We start from the raw sequence: 17,338 nt of genomic DNA on the forward strand, positions 1-17,338 counted from the left end.
ATTTACCATTACAATTACAAACGAAGACAAAAGAAACTAAAGAAACGCGCGCCGATTGAATATCGACACGCGCTCACTGCTTAGCTTTTTATGTTGTCTACTTGACAGGGGCAAGACCAATGCGTCCGGTTTTTTTTATGCGATAAGAAACGAATATTTCTTAAATAAGCATGATGGTTAGTATTTAGCAAGTTGATATAAAGGGCAAAACTACCATTAAGGTGAACAAGAGACTGAGCTGAGTCTTCTGAATTTCAATTCTACGATCAATCAAGTAAGAACGTGCATTCGCTTTTGGTTTGCGTTAAAATAAAAGAAAAATGTAAGAGGGATAAAAAATGGAGCCTATCAAATTTATTCATGCTGCAGATTTACATTTAGACAGCCCGATGGTTGGATTAAAAGACTTACCCGACTTCATATTTGAGCGGTTAAAGGAAAGTACATTTCGTTCATTTATTAAGCTCATTGATGTTGCAATAAGTGAAAAAGTTGATTTTGTTATCTTAGCGGGAGATTTATACGATGCAAGCGATCGGAGTATAAAGGCACAAAACATCTTGCGAGAACAGATGTTACGTTTACATAAGGCTAGCATTCGTGCATTTATTGTTCATGGTAACCATGATCATCTTGGTGGAGAGTGGATTAAATTAACGATGCCAGAGAATGTATTTATTTTTGGTGAAATACCAGAAGTAACTAGATTTCAAAAAAACGATACAATTATTCATCTTTATGGCTTTAGTTACAAAGAACGACATGTCGATGAAAGAATGGTTCAGCTTTATCAGAAAGAAGAAGCGGCTGGTTATCATATCGGCATTTTACATGGCAATTTGGAAGGATTAACAGAACACGGGAACTATGCACCGTTTACGATTTCTGACTTGATAGAAAAGCAGTTTGATTATTGGGCCCTTGGTCATATACATAAAAGAGCTGAAATCAATACAGTACCACCAATTATTTATCCAGGAAATATACAAGGAAGACATAAAAAGGAAACAGGTATAAAGGGTTGTTATTTAATAGAATTACAAGAGCATATTTGCGAGAAGCGATTTATTGAGACAAATGATGTGGTTTGGGATGAAGTGGTCCTTGATTGTAGTTCATTCAATTCTTTTGAGGTTTTATTATCAAATTGTATCAAATTGTTAGAATCAAAAAGAAGAGAAGGAAAAGCCATTATACTTAAATTAGAATTACAACACTTAAGTATGAGTGAAATAGAAGAAAAAGCCATTCGGTCAGGTGAATTAATAGAATTTCTCCAAGAAACTGAACGAATACAACAATCCTTCGTTTGGGTAAATGAGTTAAAAGTTAAAAAGCAGTTAGTGTGGGATGAGGAAAGTTTACGAAGTCAGTCACCTTTTTATAAAGAAATGTTAGATCTTGCAAATGAAGAAATAGTTCTGAAGGCATTATCCCCATTATATAGACATAAACAAGCAAGTCGATGGATAGATGAATTATCACTAACAGATCAAAAAGAAATTGTTGCAGATGCAAAACAATTGTTACTTGAACTATTAGTGGAGGGGGTGAACGAATGAAGCTTAAAGGGATGGAGATCTATGGTTACGGTAAATGGGAAAATATCAAAATTGAACAGTTAAACGATTTTCATTGTTTTTACGGGCAAAATGAAGCGGGTAAATCAACACTAATGTCTTTTATTCATAGTATGTTATTTGGTTTTCCATCTAAAAAAGGAAATGAAAGAAATTATAAACCTAAGAATAGTAATCAATATGGTGGAAAATTAATTGTCACTTTACCAGATGGGCATGAAGCAATGATTGAGAGAGTAAAGGAAAGAACACCAGATGAAGTGAACGTTGTGCTCAGTTCTGGAAGAAGCGGTGGTTCTACGTTATTAGAGGAATTGCTCCAAGGGATGGACCAATCATTATACCGAGCAATCTTTTCTTTTGACCTGTTTGATATTCAAAATGTGCAATCATTTAGTAAAGAAGATTTAGGGCATTTTTTATTTTCTTCCGCGGTAGTTGGAACAGATGGCATTTTAAAGGCAGAACAATATTTGCAAAAGCAACTGGATTTGCGTTTTAAGCCATCTGGAACAAAGCCAGTTTTAAACAGCGGTTTAAATGAGCTAAAAAAAGCATATGAAAATCTAAAAAAAGCGGAAAAAACGAATAACCTTTATAAAGAACGAACGGAGAAAAAAGAAGAATTAATTCATAGTAACGAACTACTTGAACAAGAAGTGGAACAGTTAGAAGCGATGCTAAGTTCTTTAAGGAAATGGTTTACGGTTGAGGAAGTATATCTTCATTATTTAAGTTTACTAGATGAAGAAAAGCAATTAGACGTAGATGACTTTCCAATAGATGGGTTAAAGCAATTAGATGCTATACAACAGAATATGGAAGTATTAGAAGACCAAAGAAATGAACTCATCATGAAAAGAAGTAACCTTGACGAAAAATTAATGAATGCAGGGTTACAGAAGCAAATACTTGAAAATAGAGCAGAAATCGAAGCTGTTTGCGAACTGAATACTGTCAGAGAGAATCAAGTGCAGACGATGAACGAATGGCAACTCGAAATAAAAGCTTTGGAGGAAGAATTGCAGCATATGTCAGATAAGCTGCATATGCAAATATCTGAGGAAGAAATTTTATCTTTTGATACGAGTATGTTTCAAAAAGAGCTCATCTCTAATGTAATGAAGAAAAAGTCGCGGTTGACCGATAGAAAATTGCAATTGGATGAAGAGTCGGAGACTATAAGAACTGAATTAAATGAATTAGAAAATAAAATAAATGAAAGTAGAAAGAAGTTACTATCAAGGGAAGAGAGAGCAAACATTGTTAAACAAATCACTACTTTTGAGCAACAGGAAAGTCACCATCAGAGATTAACTGAAATCAATGTCAATATACAATTGCTCACGGAGAAACATAAACAAGCAATTACTAAGGATAAGAAAGCCCAAAAAATTGAATATATGAAGATAAGTTCACTTATATTATTATTTATTTTCATTGGCATATGGGGATTTATTGAAGCTTCATTCCTCATCCAAGCATTAGCGATTGGGGGAATCTGTCTTACCTTTATTAGTTCTTTTTTTAAACAGAAGGCAGTCTACTCTGATGGAATAAAGGATGAATTGGATTATTTAAGACAACAAAAAGTGGTATTAGAAAGAGATGAGCCCATCGCAGCTAAGGAGCAGGTGGATGAATGGAAGCAGCAAATTGAAAGAGATAACAAGCAAGAAGCCGAAGTTGCAGAATACGCTCGGCGATTAGATTATGTCAATAGTCAGTATGAAAAAATCATCGCCGCATATGAAGTGTGGGAAGGTGAGATGAGAGAAATTGATAGTAAGATAGATCTCATTGCCGAGCCATATAAATTAAATAAATCAACTATGAAAAATCAATTACTTGATGCCTTCTTATTGATTGAAGAGATGAAGGGCACGATTAGAAAAAAGAAGATAAAGAAAACGAAATTGGATGACTTAAGCCAATCTATTACTAATATAGAGGAGAAACTATCTCATTATTTCTCGTTAGTGGTTATCGAACCACGCTCATATGCTGATGGCGTGATTCAGTTAAAAGATATCATCGATAAAGAAAGAAACAAACTTGCAAACTTTGAAAAAAATAAGGAAATAAAAGAATCAATCCAATCAGATATTACGATTATAGACGAGAAAATAGCAAATAGAGAAAAGCATGTTCAATCGTTACTAGAAGAAGCTGATGTGTCTTCAATCATAGCTTTTAAAGAAAAAGGGATGGCTGCTAAAAGGAAGCAAGCCATTAAAGAAGAGCTACGGACCGAAAAATTAAAGTTAAATATGACAAACTTATCACAAGAGACATTAAATAAATATGTTGAATTAAGACCGACAGAAGAACATTTAAAAGAATACCAAATAAGCATTGATACGAGGAAAGAAAGAATTACCAAGCAACAAGAAATACTACATCATCTTTCTTATGAAATTAAGCAATTAGAAGAAGGTGGGATTTATGCTGAACTATTACACAAATACAAACAATTAAAAGCAGAATGGAATGAGTTGGCAAAGGAATGGGCCGTGTATGCAACAGCAAAGAGCTTACTATCTGAAACGGTGAACACCTTTAAAGAAGAAGAATTCCCTAAAATATTAAAGAAAGCTGAGAGGTATTTTTCTGATTTAACATTAGGTCAATATAAGAGGATTTTTTATGATAGCGACAAAGACCATTTATTATTAGAGCATAAGGAAGGGATGTTTTTTGAGCCAAGATCGTTAAGTCAATCAACAGCTGAGCAACTTTATATTAGTTTGCGGTTGAGCTTGGCAGAAATTGTGTTCCATCGGTATCAGCTCCCTTTTATAATTGATGATGGATTTGTGAACTTTGATCATAAAAGAGTGGAAGAAGTCATGCGAGTACTAAGAGGTAAAGAGCAGCAGATTATTTTCTTTACTTGTCATAAAGGCATGTTGCAAAGTTTTAACGGGGATGAAGTGATTGATTTAAGTGAACTACAAACAGCAACAAGCTTTTAAAAATGAAGGCTGTAAAATAGATATGGTATACTTTTACTTAAAGGTAAGACTTAGAGGAGGCAGGTGTAACGATGACTAAAGGAATCGTTTATTACGATACAGGAGAGCAGGTTGAATTGTTCTTACTAATAAAAAATGCTACAAAAGGTGTGGCAAGTAACGGTAAACCTTTTTTAACTTTGATTTTTCAAGATAAAAGTGGGGATATCGAAGCAAAACTTTGGGATGTTTCCGAACAGGATGAAAATAATTACGTGCCAGAAACAATTGTCAAAGTGGCGGGAGATATCTTAAATTATCGTGGACGACAACAGCTACGGATAAGACAGATTCGTCCGTCAAATGAAAACGATACGGTAAAGTTAGCGGACTTTTTAGAAACTGCTCCTATTGACGCTGAAGAAATGATGGGGAAAGTCACACAATACATTTTTGAAATGAAAAACCCAAATATTCAAAGAATCACTAGACATTTATTAAAGAAATATCAAGCTGAGTTTCTAGAATATCCTGCAGCGACTAAAAATCATCATGAATTTGTCTCAGGTTTAGCTTATCATGTTGTTTCAATGTTAGATCTCGCTAAAGCGATTGCAAACCTTTACCCTACATTGGATAAGGATTTATTATATGCAGGTATCATTCTGCATGATTTAGGTAAAGTTACAGAGCTATCTGGCCCTATATCCACAACCTATACAGTAAAAGGAAACTTACTCGGCCATATTTCCATCATGGTTAGTGAGATTGAGACAGCGGCTGAGGAGCTATCAATTCAAGGAGAAGAGGTCGTTATTTTACAGCATATTGTTCTGTCTCACCATGGTAAAGCAGAATGGGGTAGCCCGAAACCGCCTTTAATTAAAGAAGCGGAAATCATTCATTATATTGATAATTTAGATGCGAAAATGAATATGCTTGACCGATCATTATCTAGAGTCAAACCAGGTGAATACACTGAAAGAGTTTTTGCTTTAGATAATCGGGCATTTTATAAGCCGACTTTTCATGAATAAATGAGAAAAAGCAAGTATGTGGAATGTAAGAATGTCACATATCTTGCTTTTTTTTTGCGGTTTAACAGTCGGGTGTATGTGTTCGTCATGACTATGGAAATGAGAGTAAGGTGAGCAAAATGGTTATGAAAAATTTTTTGCATATTATGGGACGAGCAGACATATTTTCTAATAAGAGAGTAAGGAGGAGTCCAATGGTACCTATATGGCTTTATTTTGTGATTGCAGGTATTTTCATTAGTGCATTTATGGCGATTAAGACAGGTAGGGATGAAAGAAAGGCGGAAAATGCTCAAATTGAGCAGGAAGGTGAAGTTTATATGCAAAGGTTAGAATCCGCTAGGGATGACAAACGAGAACAATATGAAAGGCAAGAAGGATAATAAAGGTTGAACCATAGATACGAAAGAAAATATACACATAAATAGTCTAATGGTTTTGAGACCAAAGAAAAGACCTGGTTATGTCATATAACCAGGTCTTTTATGTTATTGTTCTTCTTTTGTTTCTGCATCATCGGCTTCTGCTTCAGGAGCTTTGAATAACTCTTTAAAATCATTATCTTTTACTTCCACACCTGAATTTTCTAATTCCCTCTGCATTGCTTCTTGAATAATCGTACTATCAACTTTCGCTACTTTCACTTGATATTCAATTTCTTCTTTCATATCTTCATATGATTCTTTTTCTTTTTTGTCAGTTACTTGAATGATATGGAAACCATGTTGTGATTCAACAGGATCACTAATTTCATCTACTTCTAATGCATAGGCAGCTTCTTCAAATTCTGCAACCATCTGGCCAGCTCCAAACCAACCTAAATCGCCACCATTGGCAGCAGATGCGGTATCAGTTGAATATTCTTCCGCCACTTTTGCAAAGTCTTCGCCATCATCTAATTTCTTTTTCACTTCTTCAGCTGTTTCTTTATCCGCTACAAGAATATGACGCGCTTGGATTTCTGGCTTATAATTCTCATAGTATTCCTTCATTTCTTCTTCGGTAGCTTCAACATCTTTAATTGCCGCTTTTTCTTGCATTAGACCTGTTCTTAACATTTCTTTTAGGTCCTCTTCACTTTCCATACCGTATTGTGCAAGTGCTAATTGGAAGTTAGAACCTAATTGTTCTTTCATTGTATCTACTTGTTCATTAAGTTCGTCCTCGGAAACCTCATAATTTTCTGAGAGGACTTTCTCATAAACGAGTTCTTGAAGAACTTGTTCACCATATTGTTCTTTCAAGGCTTGATAAAAGTCTTCTTGTGTAATATTTCCGTTTCCTGTTTCGACTACTACTTCAGAATCTCCTGAACTACAAGCGCTTAAAACTAATACACCTGTTGCAACAGAAAGGGATAAAATCCATTTTTTCATGTTGAACACTCCCACGTTTATTGTTGTATATACACAGTAAATACTATAACACAAATCATTTCCTTAACAAAAATATTTACTACAAAATTAGGTTTATTTAAGAAAATTTTGGGTATTAGACTAACCATTCTAGAGAGTCCAACATAGGATATAAAGAAATTGAAAATGATATTTCGTCCAAAGAAGTTTATAGAAAATATAAAAAGACGAGATACGCGCCTATTCGCACGACAGAGTGTTTGAATAGTATGTGGTAACAACCTAATAAGGGAGGTGTTATCATGGGTGGAGGATTTGGATACGGCGGAGGCTTCGCTTTAATTGTTGTTCTTTTCATTCTATTAGTCATCGTAGGTGCTGCTTGGTTATAAAAAATAGCGTTATAAGACAATAAAGAAAGAACTTATAACGGACGATAGAAGGGAGGAAAATCCATGTCACACGGCGGTGGAGGATTTGGATACGGTGGAGGTTTCGCTTTACTCGTTGTCCTTTTCATTTTATTAGTAATTATTGGAGCTTCTTGGGTTTGCTAATTAATTCATACCTCAAGCTTTTCCATACAGAGAAAAAGCGGCGAAAATCTCGCCGCTTTTTTTACATTTATTTTAAGTAAATGCAATTTCAACAAAGGAAGAAATAAGCAGTATCGTAATTAAAACATTAATTGTTCGATATACTTTCGGTTGTTTCTCCTCTGGAATTTCCTTTTGTAAACATAAGGAAAAAGTAAGTCTGTTAATATTATATAGAATAAATACAGCAAAAATAATAAAAATGGAGATCATCGATGATTCCCTCCCCTAGTCAATCGTAGTCTATTGTTTTACAATATCAAAAATAATCATAAAAAGATAGTATAAAAGGTTGGAAGAATGGATTTTATCTAGTTTCTTTGATTTGTATTAATATATTGAGTCCAACCTCATTCTCTTCAATATATGAAAATTTGGGTGTATTCATTACGATTTTTATATAGATTAAATCTCGGCATGATAATCCAATATGCAAAGATAAAAGAATGATGAAAAACGCTCCATATTGTTGAAATGATAACATTAACAATAAAAGTGTTCCATTAATACATAGTATCGGTGCGATTAAAGCACTTAGATACATCAATTTAGGTACTGGTTCATTGACTTTTAATTGTATCATGGGTACACATTTTGATCGTAATTCCAACGATTTCTTTATATTTTTATTTACCGGCATTAATGGAATATAATGAATCAATTTATGGACAGGATACAATCCAATCAGAAAGAGGGTGAAGATACTTAAACTTTCTGTATTAATCACTGTATCAGGAAACAAATAATTCATTGGTAAATATGTGATAATAAAGACTGTAAATGCCAGTATAGCAGACATGAAGTCCAACCATAATTGTCCATACTGCTTGTTAACATTTATCTCCTTTACACAGCTCATAAACAAAATAATCCCTCGCAGTTCAGCGCTCATGTTTTAAATTCAAACACTACTTTACTCTCCTCTTTAAGAAAAATCAATACCATTTTTTCGATAAAAAAATGATTGTTAAATTTCAACATAAAAGTGAAGGGATGTAAGGGTTTTCATTATTTTATTTTATATTTAATGAACATATTGTCTTTTATACCAAAATAAAAAAGCGGAGAAGTTTGTTTATAATTCCGCTTTTATCGTACAAAATTATACTAATTCTTTTGTATATTCTTTTTTCTTTAATAGTTTACCATCTTTTTCCTCAAATTCGTTATCAATATTTGAAAATGATTTTTCGAATATTTCCATAAAATCATCTCCGTAAATGTTGCGGATAATGGCCATCACTTCAATGATTTCCGGGAATTTTCCATATAATTCTTTTAAAGGCATCGCACCTGAAAAAACAGAATTTTTATCTGGATGATATGTTTCCATTAATTCTAGAAAAACGCTTTCACCTTTATCCGTTAATTTAATGTAAGTATTCCTTTTATCACTTTCTCTTTTTGAAAATTCAAGATATCCTCTTTCTTCAAGCTTTTTAGAAAAATTAAATGCGGTAGATACATGCATAACGCCAAACTTCGCTACATCAGAAATGGATGCGCCATTTAAATGATAAGCAATCCATAAAATATGGTGTTCATTGATATTTAAGTCATATGGTTTAATCCATTGTTGCCAATCTTTTTCAATAGATTTCCATAAAGCTTTACTCAATTGAGCAACCCTTTGGCTGAAAAGCATGGCTTCCTTGATTGAGAAATTCGTTTCTGACATTTCGCTTCACCTACTTTTTTATTATTGTATATTTATTATGCCAATAAAGCAAAAATTAATAAAGATATTAATTTGCATAATTTTTAGATTTTGTTTCTTGTTTTTAGGAGTAATACTTCTGTTAGCATTTGGCATAATCTTAAAGCAAACCATTTTTATAACATAATATATTAGATTTCTTTTTTAAAATAAGAAATCCTTCTTTTTTTCTAAAATAATTAGAGAAAAAAGAAGGATTGTAAAACAGAAGGCTATTTATTCTTTGTCCATTGGATTGGCATGTTTTAAGGTTTGTTCTAATTCAGCTATTGATTTTTCAATATTTGCGATTTCTTGTTGTAAGTTTTGTTGATGGGGAAGTATTTCACTTTTCCATTGTTTAATGGAAGATGATACGTCTTCGGTTAAGGTGGAAAGAGCTACTTTCCCTTCTTCACCTACATGGACGATCTGATTCTTGATATCAGTTAGTTGTTTACCTAATTCTTTTATTTGAATAGAAGCCGATTTTGATTGTACAGTAATATATTTTCGGGTATCTTTACCAGAAGCAGGTGCAGTAAAGAGTGTAGCTGCAGCAGCTGCTACCCCGCCAACGACAAAGCCTAAAAAAAGTGATTTCGCTTTCAATCTAAACTCTCCTCTCAATTTTAATGTCTACGTATATCATACATGAATCCAGTAAAAAGAACATCTATTACCCCTTATATTCCACGCTTAATAGCTATATTAAACATAAAAAAAACACCTGTAGTCTACTACAGGTGGGGAAGTTTATAAATGAATCGCGTGTTCATTTAATTTAGTACGTTTATTAATAGATTTTGTAATTGGGAACAATACTGCCATTAAACCGGCATTTAATAATACGGTTGGTAAGACGCTTGCTGCAAATAACCCGATAAAGGCACCTGGTAGACCTACAATGATGTAAGCGGATGTTAAAAATAAAAATCCAGATATCAGTGTGCCAATCGCTGTTAAGACAATAGCGACAATTGATTTAGCGCTGATATTTTTTAACAGTGACAAAAGACCATAAAATATGAAGGCAGTTATCAGCTTATCAATAATATTAGGAATTTGTCCTCCTGGAAATCCTGTAGTCAAGGCTGAAAGAATACCACTTACAAGTCCAATAAGAACAACGCTTTTGACGTCGGTAAATAATAAAATGCCTAAAAACATCATGACTAACATCATGTCAGGCTTTACACCCATAAAAATCGGCGGAGTTATGGCATGTAGGACAACACCCATTCCTGCCAAAAGGGCAAGGGCAACAATATTTTTACTTTTCATTTTCTCATCTCTCCTCAAGCTAATCTCATTTTGAACTGTATTCTCCTACAATGCACTCATTGCTTGCAGCGAGAACTTTAATTTATTATAACATCACAAATATCATATGAACATATCTATTTTATGGTTAATATTTTTCTTTGAAGTTCTTCATAAATGATACTAAAGCTTCTACATGTTCTAATGGAACAGCGTTATAAATAGATGCTCTACATCCTCCAACAGAGCGATGTCCATTTAACCCAACAAATCCTATTTGTTTCGCCTCTTCAAGGAATTTGGTAGAAAGTTCTTCGCTTTTTAAGTTAAAAGTGACATTCATATGAGATCGGCTCTTCTCATCAGCATGCCCAATGTAAAAGCCATTGCTATTATCAATCATATTGTATAAGAGGGAAGACTTCTCTTCATTTCTCTTGCTTATTGCATCTATCCCACCATTTTCTTCTACCCATTCTAAAACTAGAGAGAGAAGGTAAATCGCTAGTGTTGGAGGTGTGTTATATAAAGAGTTATTTTTTGCAAACGTTTCATAGTTTAACATAGTAGGTAGTGCTGGTTGACTTTGAATGAGTTCTTTACGAATAATAACTACTGTTACCCCAGAAGGTCCTAAATTCTTCTGTGCACCTGCATAAATAAGGTCGAATTGCTCTATTTGAAGTGGGCGGGACAAGATATCGCTTGACATATCTGCAATAAGTGGGACTTGTGTATTTGGATATTGGTGCCATTGTGTTCCAAAGATCGTATTATTACTCGTTAGATGAAGATAAGCTGCATCTTCTGACAAATTAATTTCCTCTAGCTCAGGAATGCGATGATAGCCCGTTTCCTTCGTCGAAGCAGCAACATGGGTGGAACCAACCTTTTTGGCTTCTTTTAATGCTTTATCTGACCATGAGCCAGTAAGGATATAGTTTGCCGTCTGATCTGGCTTTAACAAATTCATTGGGATCATAGAAAATTGTAAACTCGCTCCACCTTGTAGAAAAAGAACTTCATAATCATCTGGGATGGATAGGATATTTCTTAATGAGGCAATAGCTTTGTTATGTACTTTTTCATAATCTTTACTTCTATGGCTTAACTCCATTAAAGCCATACCTGTTCCATTAAAATCTAGCCAAGCTTCTTTTGCTTTTTCTAGGACCGCAAATGGCAAAGTTGCTGGACCTGCATTAAAGTTAAATGCTCGTTTCATGCTTTTCCCTCCATCATTCACAATGTTGTACTATATCGCTGTAGCGAAATAAAGATATCATTATGTTATCAAAAAAAACACATTTGTACAGAATTAATTAAAAAGATTTTGAATTTTTTTAGAAATATTTTAAGTAAGGTTTCTTTCAGGACGATGGTTAAAGGAAAGTGAGATGGAGAGGAGAAAATATATATTTATTGGCTTTGGGGTCTTGAGTGTAGATACAACTACATGGAAGGTTGATAGAAATATTGTAAATAGGTTTTATCAGACACAGATCTTGCTGTGCCTGATAAAAGCTTTATGATAAATGACTATGTATTTGCTGTGACATCTTTTGGAGATCTTCAGGCGTATATTCTGAAGTATGTGTTTTCCATACGACACCTAAACCATCACCTTGGCCATATCTAGGAATAAGGTGCATATGATAATGAAAGACGGTTTGGCCAGCAATTTCCCCATTATTATTAATCGTGTTTAATCCATCAGGCTGGAACTCTGCTTTAAGCGCACGGCTAATGGCTGGAACAGCTTCAAATACGTGACGGGCTGTTTCTTCATCTAATTCAAAGATATTTTCTTTATGAATCTTTGGAATAATCAACGTATGTCCTTTGGTTACTTGACTGATATCTAGAAATGCAACGACATGCTCATTTTCATACACTTTTGCTGAGGGGATTTCCCCAGCTACTATTTTACAAAAGATGCAGTCACTCATATTTTTTTCATCTCCCTTATACTTGAATTGACCATATTTTATCATAAATTAAGACCAATCATAAATAAAAGAAGCAGGATTCCATAAGAATCCTGCCGAAATTGAAGGGGAATGCTTCTTGGCTTCTACTCTTGGAAATACTCTTTAACAAACACCTCATTTGACAGTTTTGTTAAATGCATTGAATAACTACCATCACAAACTACTTGTAATTGGTATCTTTAATAAACACCTCATTTAGAAATGATGATTTAAACCACTTTCGGTAAAGCGATTTAAATGTTTAAAAAAAGCTCAATGCGTTTTCATTACATTTGTGCAATAAAAACATCTCCTTTAATAGTTGCATTTGAAGCTACAATCGGTTTGAAAGATTATTGTCTGCCGTAGACACCTCATTCAAGTTCATTCATTAAGATAATGAATGTTGATTTGTATTCCCCTTCATAAAATAGAATGCCCGTAATAAGAAGAGATATGCGTCACCCAAAAAAATAGTTGTTTTCTTTACAATATGGTTTTAATTTACTTACAATAAGAATAACTTTTTACAAGGAAGGTCGATCAAATGACTTTATTAAATATTAAAGAGGTAACAGGTGGTTATACGAGAAATCCCGTATTAAAGGGTATTTCCTTTGATGTCAAACCGAATGAAATTGTAGGATTAATTGGACTGAATGGCGCAGGTAAAAGTACAACAATCAAGCATGTTATTGGTCTTATGGAGCCAAATAAAGGTGAGATAACAATTAATGGGAAAACATTCTTAAGTGACAAAGATGCGTATCGTAGACAATATACCTTTATACCAGAAACGCCAATTTTGTATGATGAATTAACTTTAGATGAACATTTAGAAATGACAGCTATGGCTTATGGACTCGAACGTGAAACCTTAAAAGAAAGAAAAGCACAGTTACTTAAGGAATTTAGGATGGAAAAGCGCTTAAAATGGTTTCCTGCCCATTTCTCTAAAGGAATGAAACAAAAAGTAATGATTATGTGTGCTTTCCTTGTACAACCTTCCTTATATATTGTTGATGAACCTTTTGTAGGGCTCGATCCGCTCGGAATTCAATCACTATTGAATTTAATGGAGAAAATGAAAAATACCGGCGCAGGTATCCTGATGTCCACTCACATTTTAGCAACTGCAGAAAGATATTGTGATCGCTTTGTGATCATACATGAAGGTGAAATTAGAGCGAAAGGCACATTAGAAGAGCTAAGGGTACAATTTAATATGGCTGGTGCTACATTAGATGATTTATATATCCAGTTAACAAAGGAAGAAAATTATGAATGATATACAAAGTATCTGGAAGAATCGCTTAGCGAATAGAACAAAGGAACTAAGTCGCTATTTAAAATATATTTTCAATGGCCACATCGTTATTGTAATGGTATTTCTTATTGGTACAGTGGCCTATTATTATCAAGAGTGGCTAAAAACGCTCACTTCGGATTTTCCAGTGGCAGAAATTATGGCCATTCTACTTGGTCTTATCGTTACATATAGCCCGATTTATACCTTTTTAGAAGAAGCAGATCGTGTGTTTTTACTGCCATTAGAGAATAAACTAGGTAGGTATTTCAAGAAAGCAATTTTAACTAGCTTTTTATTATCCTCCTACTTAATTCTTATTGGCTTGGCCGTGTTAATGCCGTTGTATGCAAGTGTAAATCAAGGAGATTTCAGTTCGTTTTTTCCGTTTTTAATTATTTTGTTGTTAGTAAAAGGTGTGAATATGCTTATTCGTTGGCGAGTCCAATATGAGATGGATTATACAACCCATTTAATTGACTCATTTGTTAGATTCGTCATTAATGTTGCGTTGTTATTTTTCATATTTAGCTCAGCACATATTGGGTTCACGATCGCCACTATAGGTATTCTCTTATTACTTTATTTGTATTTTTATCAGAAAACAAAAGGAAAAGGATTAAAGTGGGAATTCTTAATTCAATCGGAAGAGAGAAAAATGGCCAAGTTTTATCGTGTGGCAAATATGTTTACAGATGTACCACATTTACGTGATCAAATTAAGCGGAGAAAATGGTTGGACTGGTTATTACAATCGGTTTCCTATCAGCAGGAAAACACCTTTCATTATTTATACTTAAGAACTTTTCTCCGAACGGGAGATTATCTAGGCATCTTTTTCCGTTTAACAGCCATCGGCGGTGTGTTGATTTATTTTATTAATAATGGAATCGCGCAAATTGTTATTGCCATGCTTTTTATCTATCTAACTGGGTTTCAACTCGTGCCATTGTGGAGACAACATCAAAATAAATTATGGATAGATCTATACCCAGTCGATGTTAAAATTCGAGAAAATTCATTTAAATGGTTAATTGCTCGTGTGCTGATCATTCAAGCCATCATTTATGCGTTACTCATTATGATAAAAGGGAATTTCTTTGTAGGTTTTGGTGTGCTCGTCTTAAGTGGGTCAGTAGCCGTTGGTTATGCATATCTTTATATGATGAAATCATTGCGTTCTCAACCGTAAGCTGATAGAAAGTAATAATTGATAATGGAGTGTGGTGATATTATGGGGAGTTATGAGGAGGCTGTCTCAAGAGAAGTAAAAGATTGGCTTTATCAAATGCGGAAAAAGTCAAGATTATGGAAAAGAACCTCCAAACAGGCCCAAGATAAATTCAATGGATTAATCCCAGAAAAAGCTCATCACTTGATAACAGATGCGATAAAGCATATGGTAAAAGCTACATTATGGGGGAGTGAATATACAACAAAGAGACCTTCTCAAATAGTGGTTACATTACAGGAACAAGATGAAAAGTTAACAGAGACGTTGATTAAATATAGAAATACGGCTTCCGTTGAAGGAGCAGGAACAGGTGCTGTAGGTTTTATAGGTGGGTTAGCCGATTTTCCACTGCTTCTTAGCATAAAAATGAAGTTCCTATTTGAAGCAGCAATGATATATGGCTTTGATACTTCAGAATATGAAGAAAGATTATTTTTACTTCATATTTTCCAATTAGCATTTTCAAGTGATGATAAACGCAGAGAAACAATGGATATCATTGAAGATTGGGAAAATAGGAAAGCAGAACTTGTAGATATGGATTGGCAGGTATTTCAACAAGAATACAGGGACCATATTGACTTAATTAAAATGCTACAAATGATTCCTGGGATTGGTGCGGTCGTTGGTGCATATGCTAATTTTCACTTATTAGAACAATTAGGGGCGGTCGCTAAAAATGCTTATCGGTTAAGAAGAATCCAACAAAATAACTGAACTAAGTGCCACAGATGTTACTTCTGTGGTTTTTTGTTATTAAAACATATTTCCCGGGGAATTCCGACAAAAAAATTGGCCATGTCGAATGGTGATACACACAACTTTTTCTCCCAAACATATTTTAAAGTAATCCATTAGGGCAGATGCCTAATAAATGGATGAGGGGGGAGAATGACGAACATGGGCGTCGAATTAACAGCAATACATTGGATTTATGTTGTGTTTATTTTGTTAATTATTGGATTTATGGTCGCTAGAAGAGATACAACCTTTATTTGTATAGTCGGGATATTCTTAATCGCGATCACAGCAACGAATTCGATTAATTCTTCGATCAGTGGAATTTTTAACAGTTTTATTTTTGCTATTACGGAATTATTACCTACAATATTAGTCATCTCAATTATTGTAGGTATGAGCAAAACATTAACATCAACTGGCATTAATGATGTCATGATTTCACCATTTACTAAACTGATTAAAACACCAACATTAGCTTATTGGGTAATAGGTATTTTAATGATGGGAATTTCATGGTTCTTTTGGCCGTCTCCAGCAGTTGCTTTAATTGGTGCAGTGTTATTACCAGTGGCTTTAAGAGCAGGTCTGCCTGCATTAGCAGTAGCGATGTCAATGAACTTATTTGGTCATGGTATAGCATTATCAGGAGACTTTGTTATTCAGGCTGCTCCTAAACTGACTGCAGACGCAGCAGGGTTACCAGTTGGTGATGTCATCTCAGCAAGTATTCCACTCGTCATTGTTATGGGGGTTGTGACCACCTTAACAGCGTTTTTCTTTATTAAGAGGGATATGAATTCAGGCAAACTTAATATGTCAACAGCTATGACGGAAAGTACAGATTTACCAACTGATTTACCGCAAGCAAACCTACTTACACCTATACAAAAAAAGATTTTTGCTATTCTTATTCCCATTTTATTTGTGATTGATGTGGTTGTTATGTTTTTATTCGACCTTCAAGGAGGAGATGCGACCGCTTTAATTGGGGGTACAGCCATTCTCATTTTACTCACGATTACATTATTTTCTCATAGACAAAAAGGCCTCGAAAAAATAACCACTTATTTAGTCGAAGGATTTCAATTCGGGTTTAAAGTATTTGGACCAGTGATTCCAATTGCTGCATTCTTTTATTTGGGAGATGCTGGGTTTCAGGCAATCATCGGAGAGCAGCTTCCTCAACATTCACATGGAATCGTCAACGATTTAGGCGTTGCACTTGCATCTGTTGTACCATTAACTGCACAAGTTGGTGCGATTACATTAACGGTAGTAGGAGCAATAACTGGTTTGGATGGATCAGGTTTTTCAGGAATATCTTTGGCTGGATCTATTGGTAGTTTGTTTGGTACAGCGATTGGTGGTGGTGCAGCAACATTAACTGCTTTAGGTCAAATTGCAGGAATTTGGGTAGGTGGCGGGGCGTTAATTCCATGGGCAATGATTCCCGTTGCCGCTATATGTAAAGTGGATGTATTTGAGTTAGCGAGGCGTAATTTTCTTCCTGTCGTCATTGGCTTGATTGTGACAACAATTGTAGCGATGTTTTTAATATAGTGATATAAAATTGATAGGGCTGAGGCGAAGTGAAGTAGCCTCAGCC

19 protein-coding genes are annotated in these 17,338 nt (G+C 34.4%); 11 read left to right on the plus strand and 8 right to left on the minus strand.

From position 1 onward, the window contains the following. The 5 genes from LCM23_RS26195 to LCM23_RS14755 all read left to right on the plus strand — a co-directional run bounded on the left by LCM23_RS26195 (position 1) and on the right by LCM23_RS14755 (position 5,954). A complete protein-coding gene (locus LCM23_RS26195; protein ID WP_224936932.1) occupies positions 1-84 on the plus strand; it encodes an IS3 family transposase in 84 nt (27 codons plus the stop codon). A gap of 254 nt (positions 85-338) precedes the next feature. After that, the gene (locus LCM23_RS14740; RefSeq protein WP_224937650.1) at positions 339-1,562 is read left to right on the plus strand and encodes a metallophosphoesterase family protein; all 1,224 of its coding nucleotides are present in this window, start codon (positions 339-341) and stop codon (positions 1,560-1,562) included. Next, positions 1,559-4,555 carry an ATP-binding protein gene (locus tag LCM23_RS14745; protein ID WP_224937651.1) on the plus strand — a complete coding sequence of 999 codons (2,997 nt, stop codon included), beginning with the start codon at positions 1,559-1,561 and terminating at the stop codon, positions 4,553-4,555. The genes LCM23_RS14740 and LCM23_RS14745 overlap by 4 nt, the downstream gene beginning before the upstream one ends. Positions 4,556-4,626: 71 nt before the next feature. Continuing rightward, a complete protein-coding gene (gene yhaM / locus LCM23_RS14750; RefSeq protein WP_224937652.1) occupies positions 4,627-5,571 on the plus strand; it encodes a 3'-5' exoribonuclease YhaM in 945 nt (314 codons plus the stop codon). A 194-nt stretch (positions 5,572-5,765) separates the two neighbouring features. Then, positions 5,766-5,954 (plus strand): sporulation YhaL family protein, encoded by a 189-nt coding sequence (locus tag LCM23_RS14755; RefSeq protein ID WP_224937653.1) that lies wholly within the window; start codon positions 5,766-5,768, stop codon positions 5,952-5,954. Between the two features lie 105 nt (positions 5,955-6,059). Here LCM23_RS14755 and LCM23_RS14760 read toward each other — a convergent pair whose 3' ends face one another. Beyond that, on the minus strand, positions 6,060-6,947 hold the full coding sequence (locus tag LCM23_RS14760) for a peptidylprolyl isomerase (RefSeq protein WP_224937654.1): 888 nt from the start codon (positions 6,945-6,947) through the stop codon (positions 6,060-6,062). 281 nt (positions 6,948-7,228) lie between these two features. Between LCM23_RS14760 and LCM23_RS14765 the strand changes: the two genes are divergently transcribed. Beyond that, on the plus strand, positions 7,229-7,318 hold the full coding sequence (locus LCM23_RS14765) for a YjcZ family sporulation protein (RefSeq protein WP_095369913.1): 90 nt from the start codon (positions 7,229-7,231) through the stop codon (positions 7,316-7,318). Positions 7,319-7,381: 63 nt separating this feature from the next. Continuing rightward, positions 7,382-7,483, plus strand: a complete 102-nt coding sequence (locus LCM23_RS14770; protein WP_095369912.1) for a YjcZ family sporulation protein — start codon at positions 7,382-7,384, stop codon at positions 7,481-7,483. 72 nt (positions 7,484-7,555) lie between these two features. Here LCM23_RS14770 and LCM23_RS14775 read toward each other — a convergent pair whose 3' ends face one another. The 7 genes from LCM23_RS14775 to LCM23_RS14805 form a co-directional block, all read right to left on the minus strand. Further along, positions 7,556-7,735 carry a hypothetical protein gene (locus tag LCM23_RS14775; RefSeq protein WP_095369911.1) on the minus strand — a complete coding sequence of 60 codons (180 nt, stop codon included), beginning with the start codon at positions 7,733-7,735 and terminating at the stop codon, positions 7,556-7,558. 94 nt (positions 7,736-7,829) lie between these two features. Beyond that, the gene (locus LCM23_RS14780; protein ID WP_224937655.1) at positions 7,830-8,381 is read right to left on the minus strand and encodes a DUF3267 domain-containing protein; all 552 of its coding nucleotides are present in this window, start codon (positions 8,379-8,381) and stop codon (positions 7,830-7,832) included. Positions 8,382-8,624: 243 nt separating this feature from the next. Continuing rightward, positions 8,625-9,200: an HTH-type transcriptional regulator Hpr gene (locus LCM23_RS14785; RefSeq protein ID WP_224937656.1), complete on the minus strand. Its 576-nt coding sequence runs from the start codon at positions 9,198-9,200 to the stop codon at positions 8,625-8,627. A 255-nt stretch (positions 9,201-9,455) separates the two neighbouring features. Continuing rightward, positions 9,456-9,830, minus strand: coding sequence for a YtxH domain-containing protein (locus LCM23_RS14790; RefSeq protein ID WP_224937657.1), 375 nt, complete (start codon positions 9,828-9,830; stop codon positions 9,456-9,458). 144 nt (positions 9,831-9,974) lie between these two features. After that, the gene (locus LCM23_RS14795; RefSeq protein WP_224937658.1) at positions 9,975-10,502 is read right to left on the minus strand and encodes a tryptophan transporter; all 528 of its coding nucleotides are present in this window, start codon (positions 10,500-10,502) and stop codon (positions 9,975-9,977) included. A gap of 127 nt (positions 10,503-10,629) precedes the next feature. Continuing rightward, positions 10,630-11,706: a 3-phosphoserine/phosphohydroxythreonine transaminase gene (gene serC / locus LCM23_RS14800; protein ID WP_224937659.1), complete on the minus strand. Its 1,077-nt coding sequence runs from the start codon at positions 11,704-11,706 to the stop codon at positions 10,630-10,632. A gap of 301 nt (positions 11,707-12,007) precedes the next feature. Next, positions 12,008-12,430, minus strand: coding sequence for an HIT family protein (locus tag LCM23_RS14805; protein ID WP_224937660.1), 423 nt, complete (start codon positions 12,428-12,430; stop codon positions 12,008-12,010). Between the two features lie 568 nt (positions 12,431-12,998). Here LCM23_RS14805 and LCM23_RS14810 point away from each other — a divergent pair. From LCM23_RS14810 to LCM23_RS14825, 4 genes are all read left to right on the plus strand, one after another. Beyond that, on the plus strand, positions 12,999-13,739 hold the full coding sequence (locus tag LCM23_RS14810) for an ABC transporter ATP-binding protein (protein WP_095369905.1): 741 nt from the start codon (positions 12,999-13,001) through the stop codon (positions 13,737-13,739). After that, on the plus strand, positions 13,732-14,949 hold the full coding sequence (locus tag LCM23_RS14815) for an ABC transporter permease (RefSeq protein WP_224937661.1): 1,218 nt from the start codon (positions 13,732-13,734) through the stop codon (positions 14,947-14,949). Before LCM23_RS14810 ends, LCM23_RS14815 begins: the two co-directional genes overlap by 8 nt. Positions 14,950-14,991: 42 nt before the next feature. Further along, a complete protein-coding gene (locus tag LCM23_RS14820; protein ID WP_224937662.1) occupies positions 14,992-15,708 on the plus strand; it encodes an EcsC family protein in 717 nt (238 codons plus the stop codon). Between the two features lie 183 nt (positions 15,709-15,891). Then, on the plus strand, positions 15,892-17,292 hold the full coding sequence (locus LCM23_RS14825) for a hypothetical protein (RefSeq protein ID WP_224937663.1): 1,401 nt from the start codon (positions 15,892-15,894) through the stop codon (positions 17,290-17,292). The last annotated feature ends 46 nt before the right edge of the window (positions 17,293-17,338 follow it).

This window comes from Cytobacillus kochii, assembly GCF_020171845.1.
In the GTDB taxonomy this organism is placed as follows: domain Bacteria; phylum Bacillota; class Bacilli; order Bacillales; family Cytobacillaceae; genus Cytobacillus; species Cytobacillus kochii.

Coding starts and splice junctions, on each gene's coding strand:
- LCM23_RS14740 (WP_224937650.1), top strand. CDS start 339: ATGGAGCCTATCAAATTTATTCATGCTGCAGATTTACATTTAGACAGC.
- LCM23_RS14745 (WP_224937651.1), top strand. CDS start 1,559: ATGAAGCTTAAAGGGATGGAGATCTATGGTTACGGTAAATGGGAAAAT.
- yhaM (WP_224937652.1), top strand. CDS start 4,627: ATGACTAAAGGAATCGTTTATTACGATACAGGAGAGCAGGTTGAATTG.
- LCM23_RS14755 (WP_224937653.1), top strand. CDS start 5,766: ATGGTACCTATATGGCTTTATTTTGTGATTGCAGGTATTTTCATTAGT.
- LCM23_RS14760 (WP_224937654.1), bottom strand. CDS start 6,947: ATGAAAAAATGGATTTTATCCCTTTCTGTTGCAACAGGTGTATTAGTT.
- LCM23_RS14765 (WP_095369913.1), top strand. CDS start 7,229: ATGGGTGGAGGATTTGGATACGGCGGAGGCTTCGCTTTAATTGTTGTT.
- LCM23_RS14770 (WP_095369912.1), top strand. CDS start 7,382: ATGTCACACGGCGGTGGAGGATTTGGATACGGTGGAGGTTTCGCTTTA.
- LCM23_RS14775 (WP_095369911.1), bottom strand. CDS start 7,735: ATGATCTCCATTTTTATTATTTTTGCTGTATTTATTCTATATAATATT.
- LCM23_RS14780 (WP_224937655.1), bottom strand. CDS start 8,381: ATGAGCTGTGTAAAGGAGATAAATGTTAACAAGCAGTATGGACAATTA.
- LCM23_RS14785 (WP_224937656.1), bottom strand. CDS start 9,200: ATGTCAGAAACGAATTTCTCAATCAAGGAAGCCATGCTTTTCAGCCAA.
- LCM23_RS14795 (WP_224937658.1), bottom strand. CDS start 10,502: ATGAAAAGTAAAAATATTGTTGCCCTTGCCCTTTTGGCAGGAATGGGT.
- serC (WP_224937659.1), bottom strand. CDS start 11,706: ATGAAACGAGCATTTAACTTTAATGCAGGTCCAGCAACTTTGCCATTT.
- LCM23_RS14805 (WP_224937660.1), bottom strand. CDS start 12,430: ATGAGTGACTGCATCTTTTGTAAAATAGTAGCTGGGGAAATCCCCTCA.
- LCM23_RS14810 (WP_095369905.1), top strand. CDS start 12,999: ATGACTTTATTAAATATTAAAGAGGTAACAGGTGGTTATACGAGAAAT.
- LCM23_RS14815 (WP_224937661.1), top strand. CDS start 13,732: ATGAATGATATACAAAGTATCTGGAAGAATCGCTTAGCGAATAGAACA.
- LCM23_RS14820 (WP_224937662.1), top strand. CDS start 14,992: ATGGGGAGTTATGAGGAGGCTGTCTCAAGAGAAGTAAAAGATTGGCTT.
- LCM23_RS14825 (WP_224937663.1), top strand. CDS start 15,892: ATGGGCGTCGAATTAACAGCAATACATTGGATTTATGTTGTGTTTATT.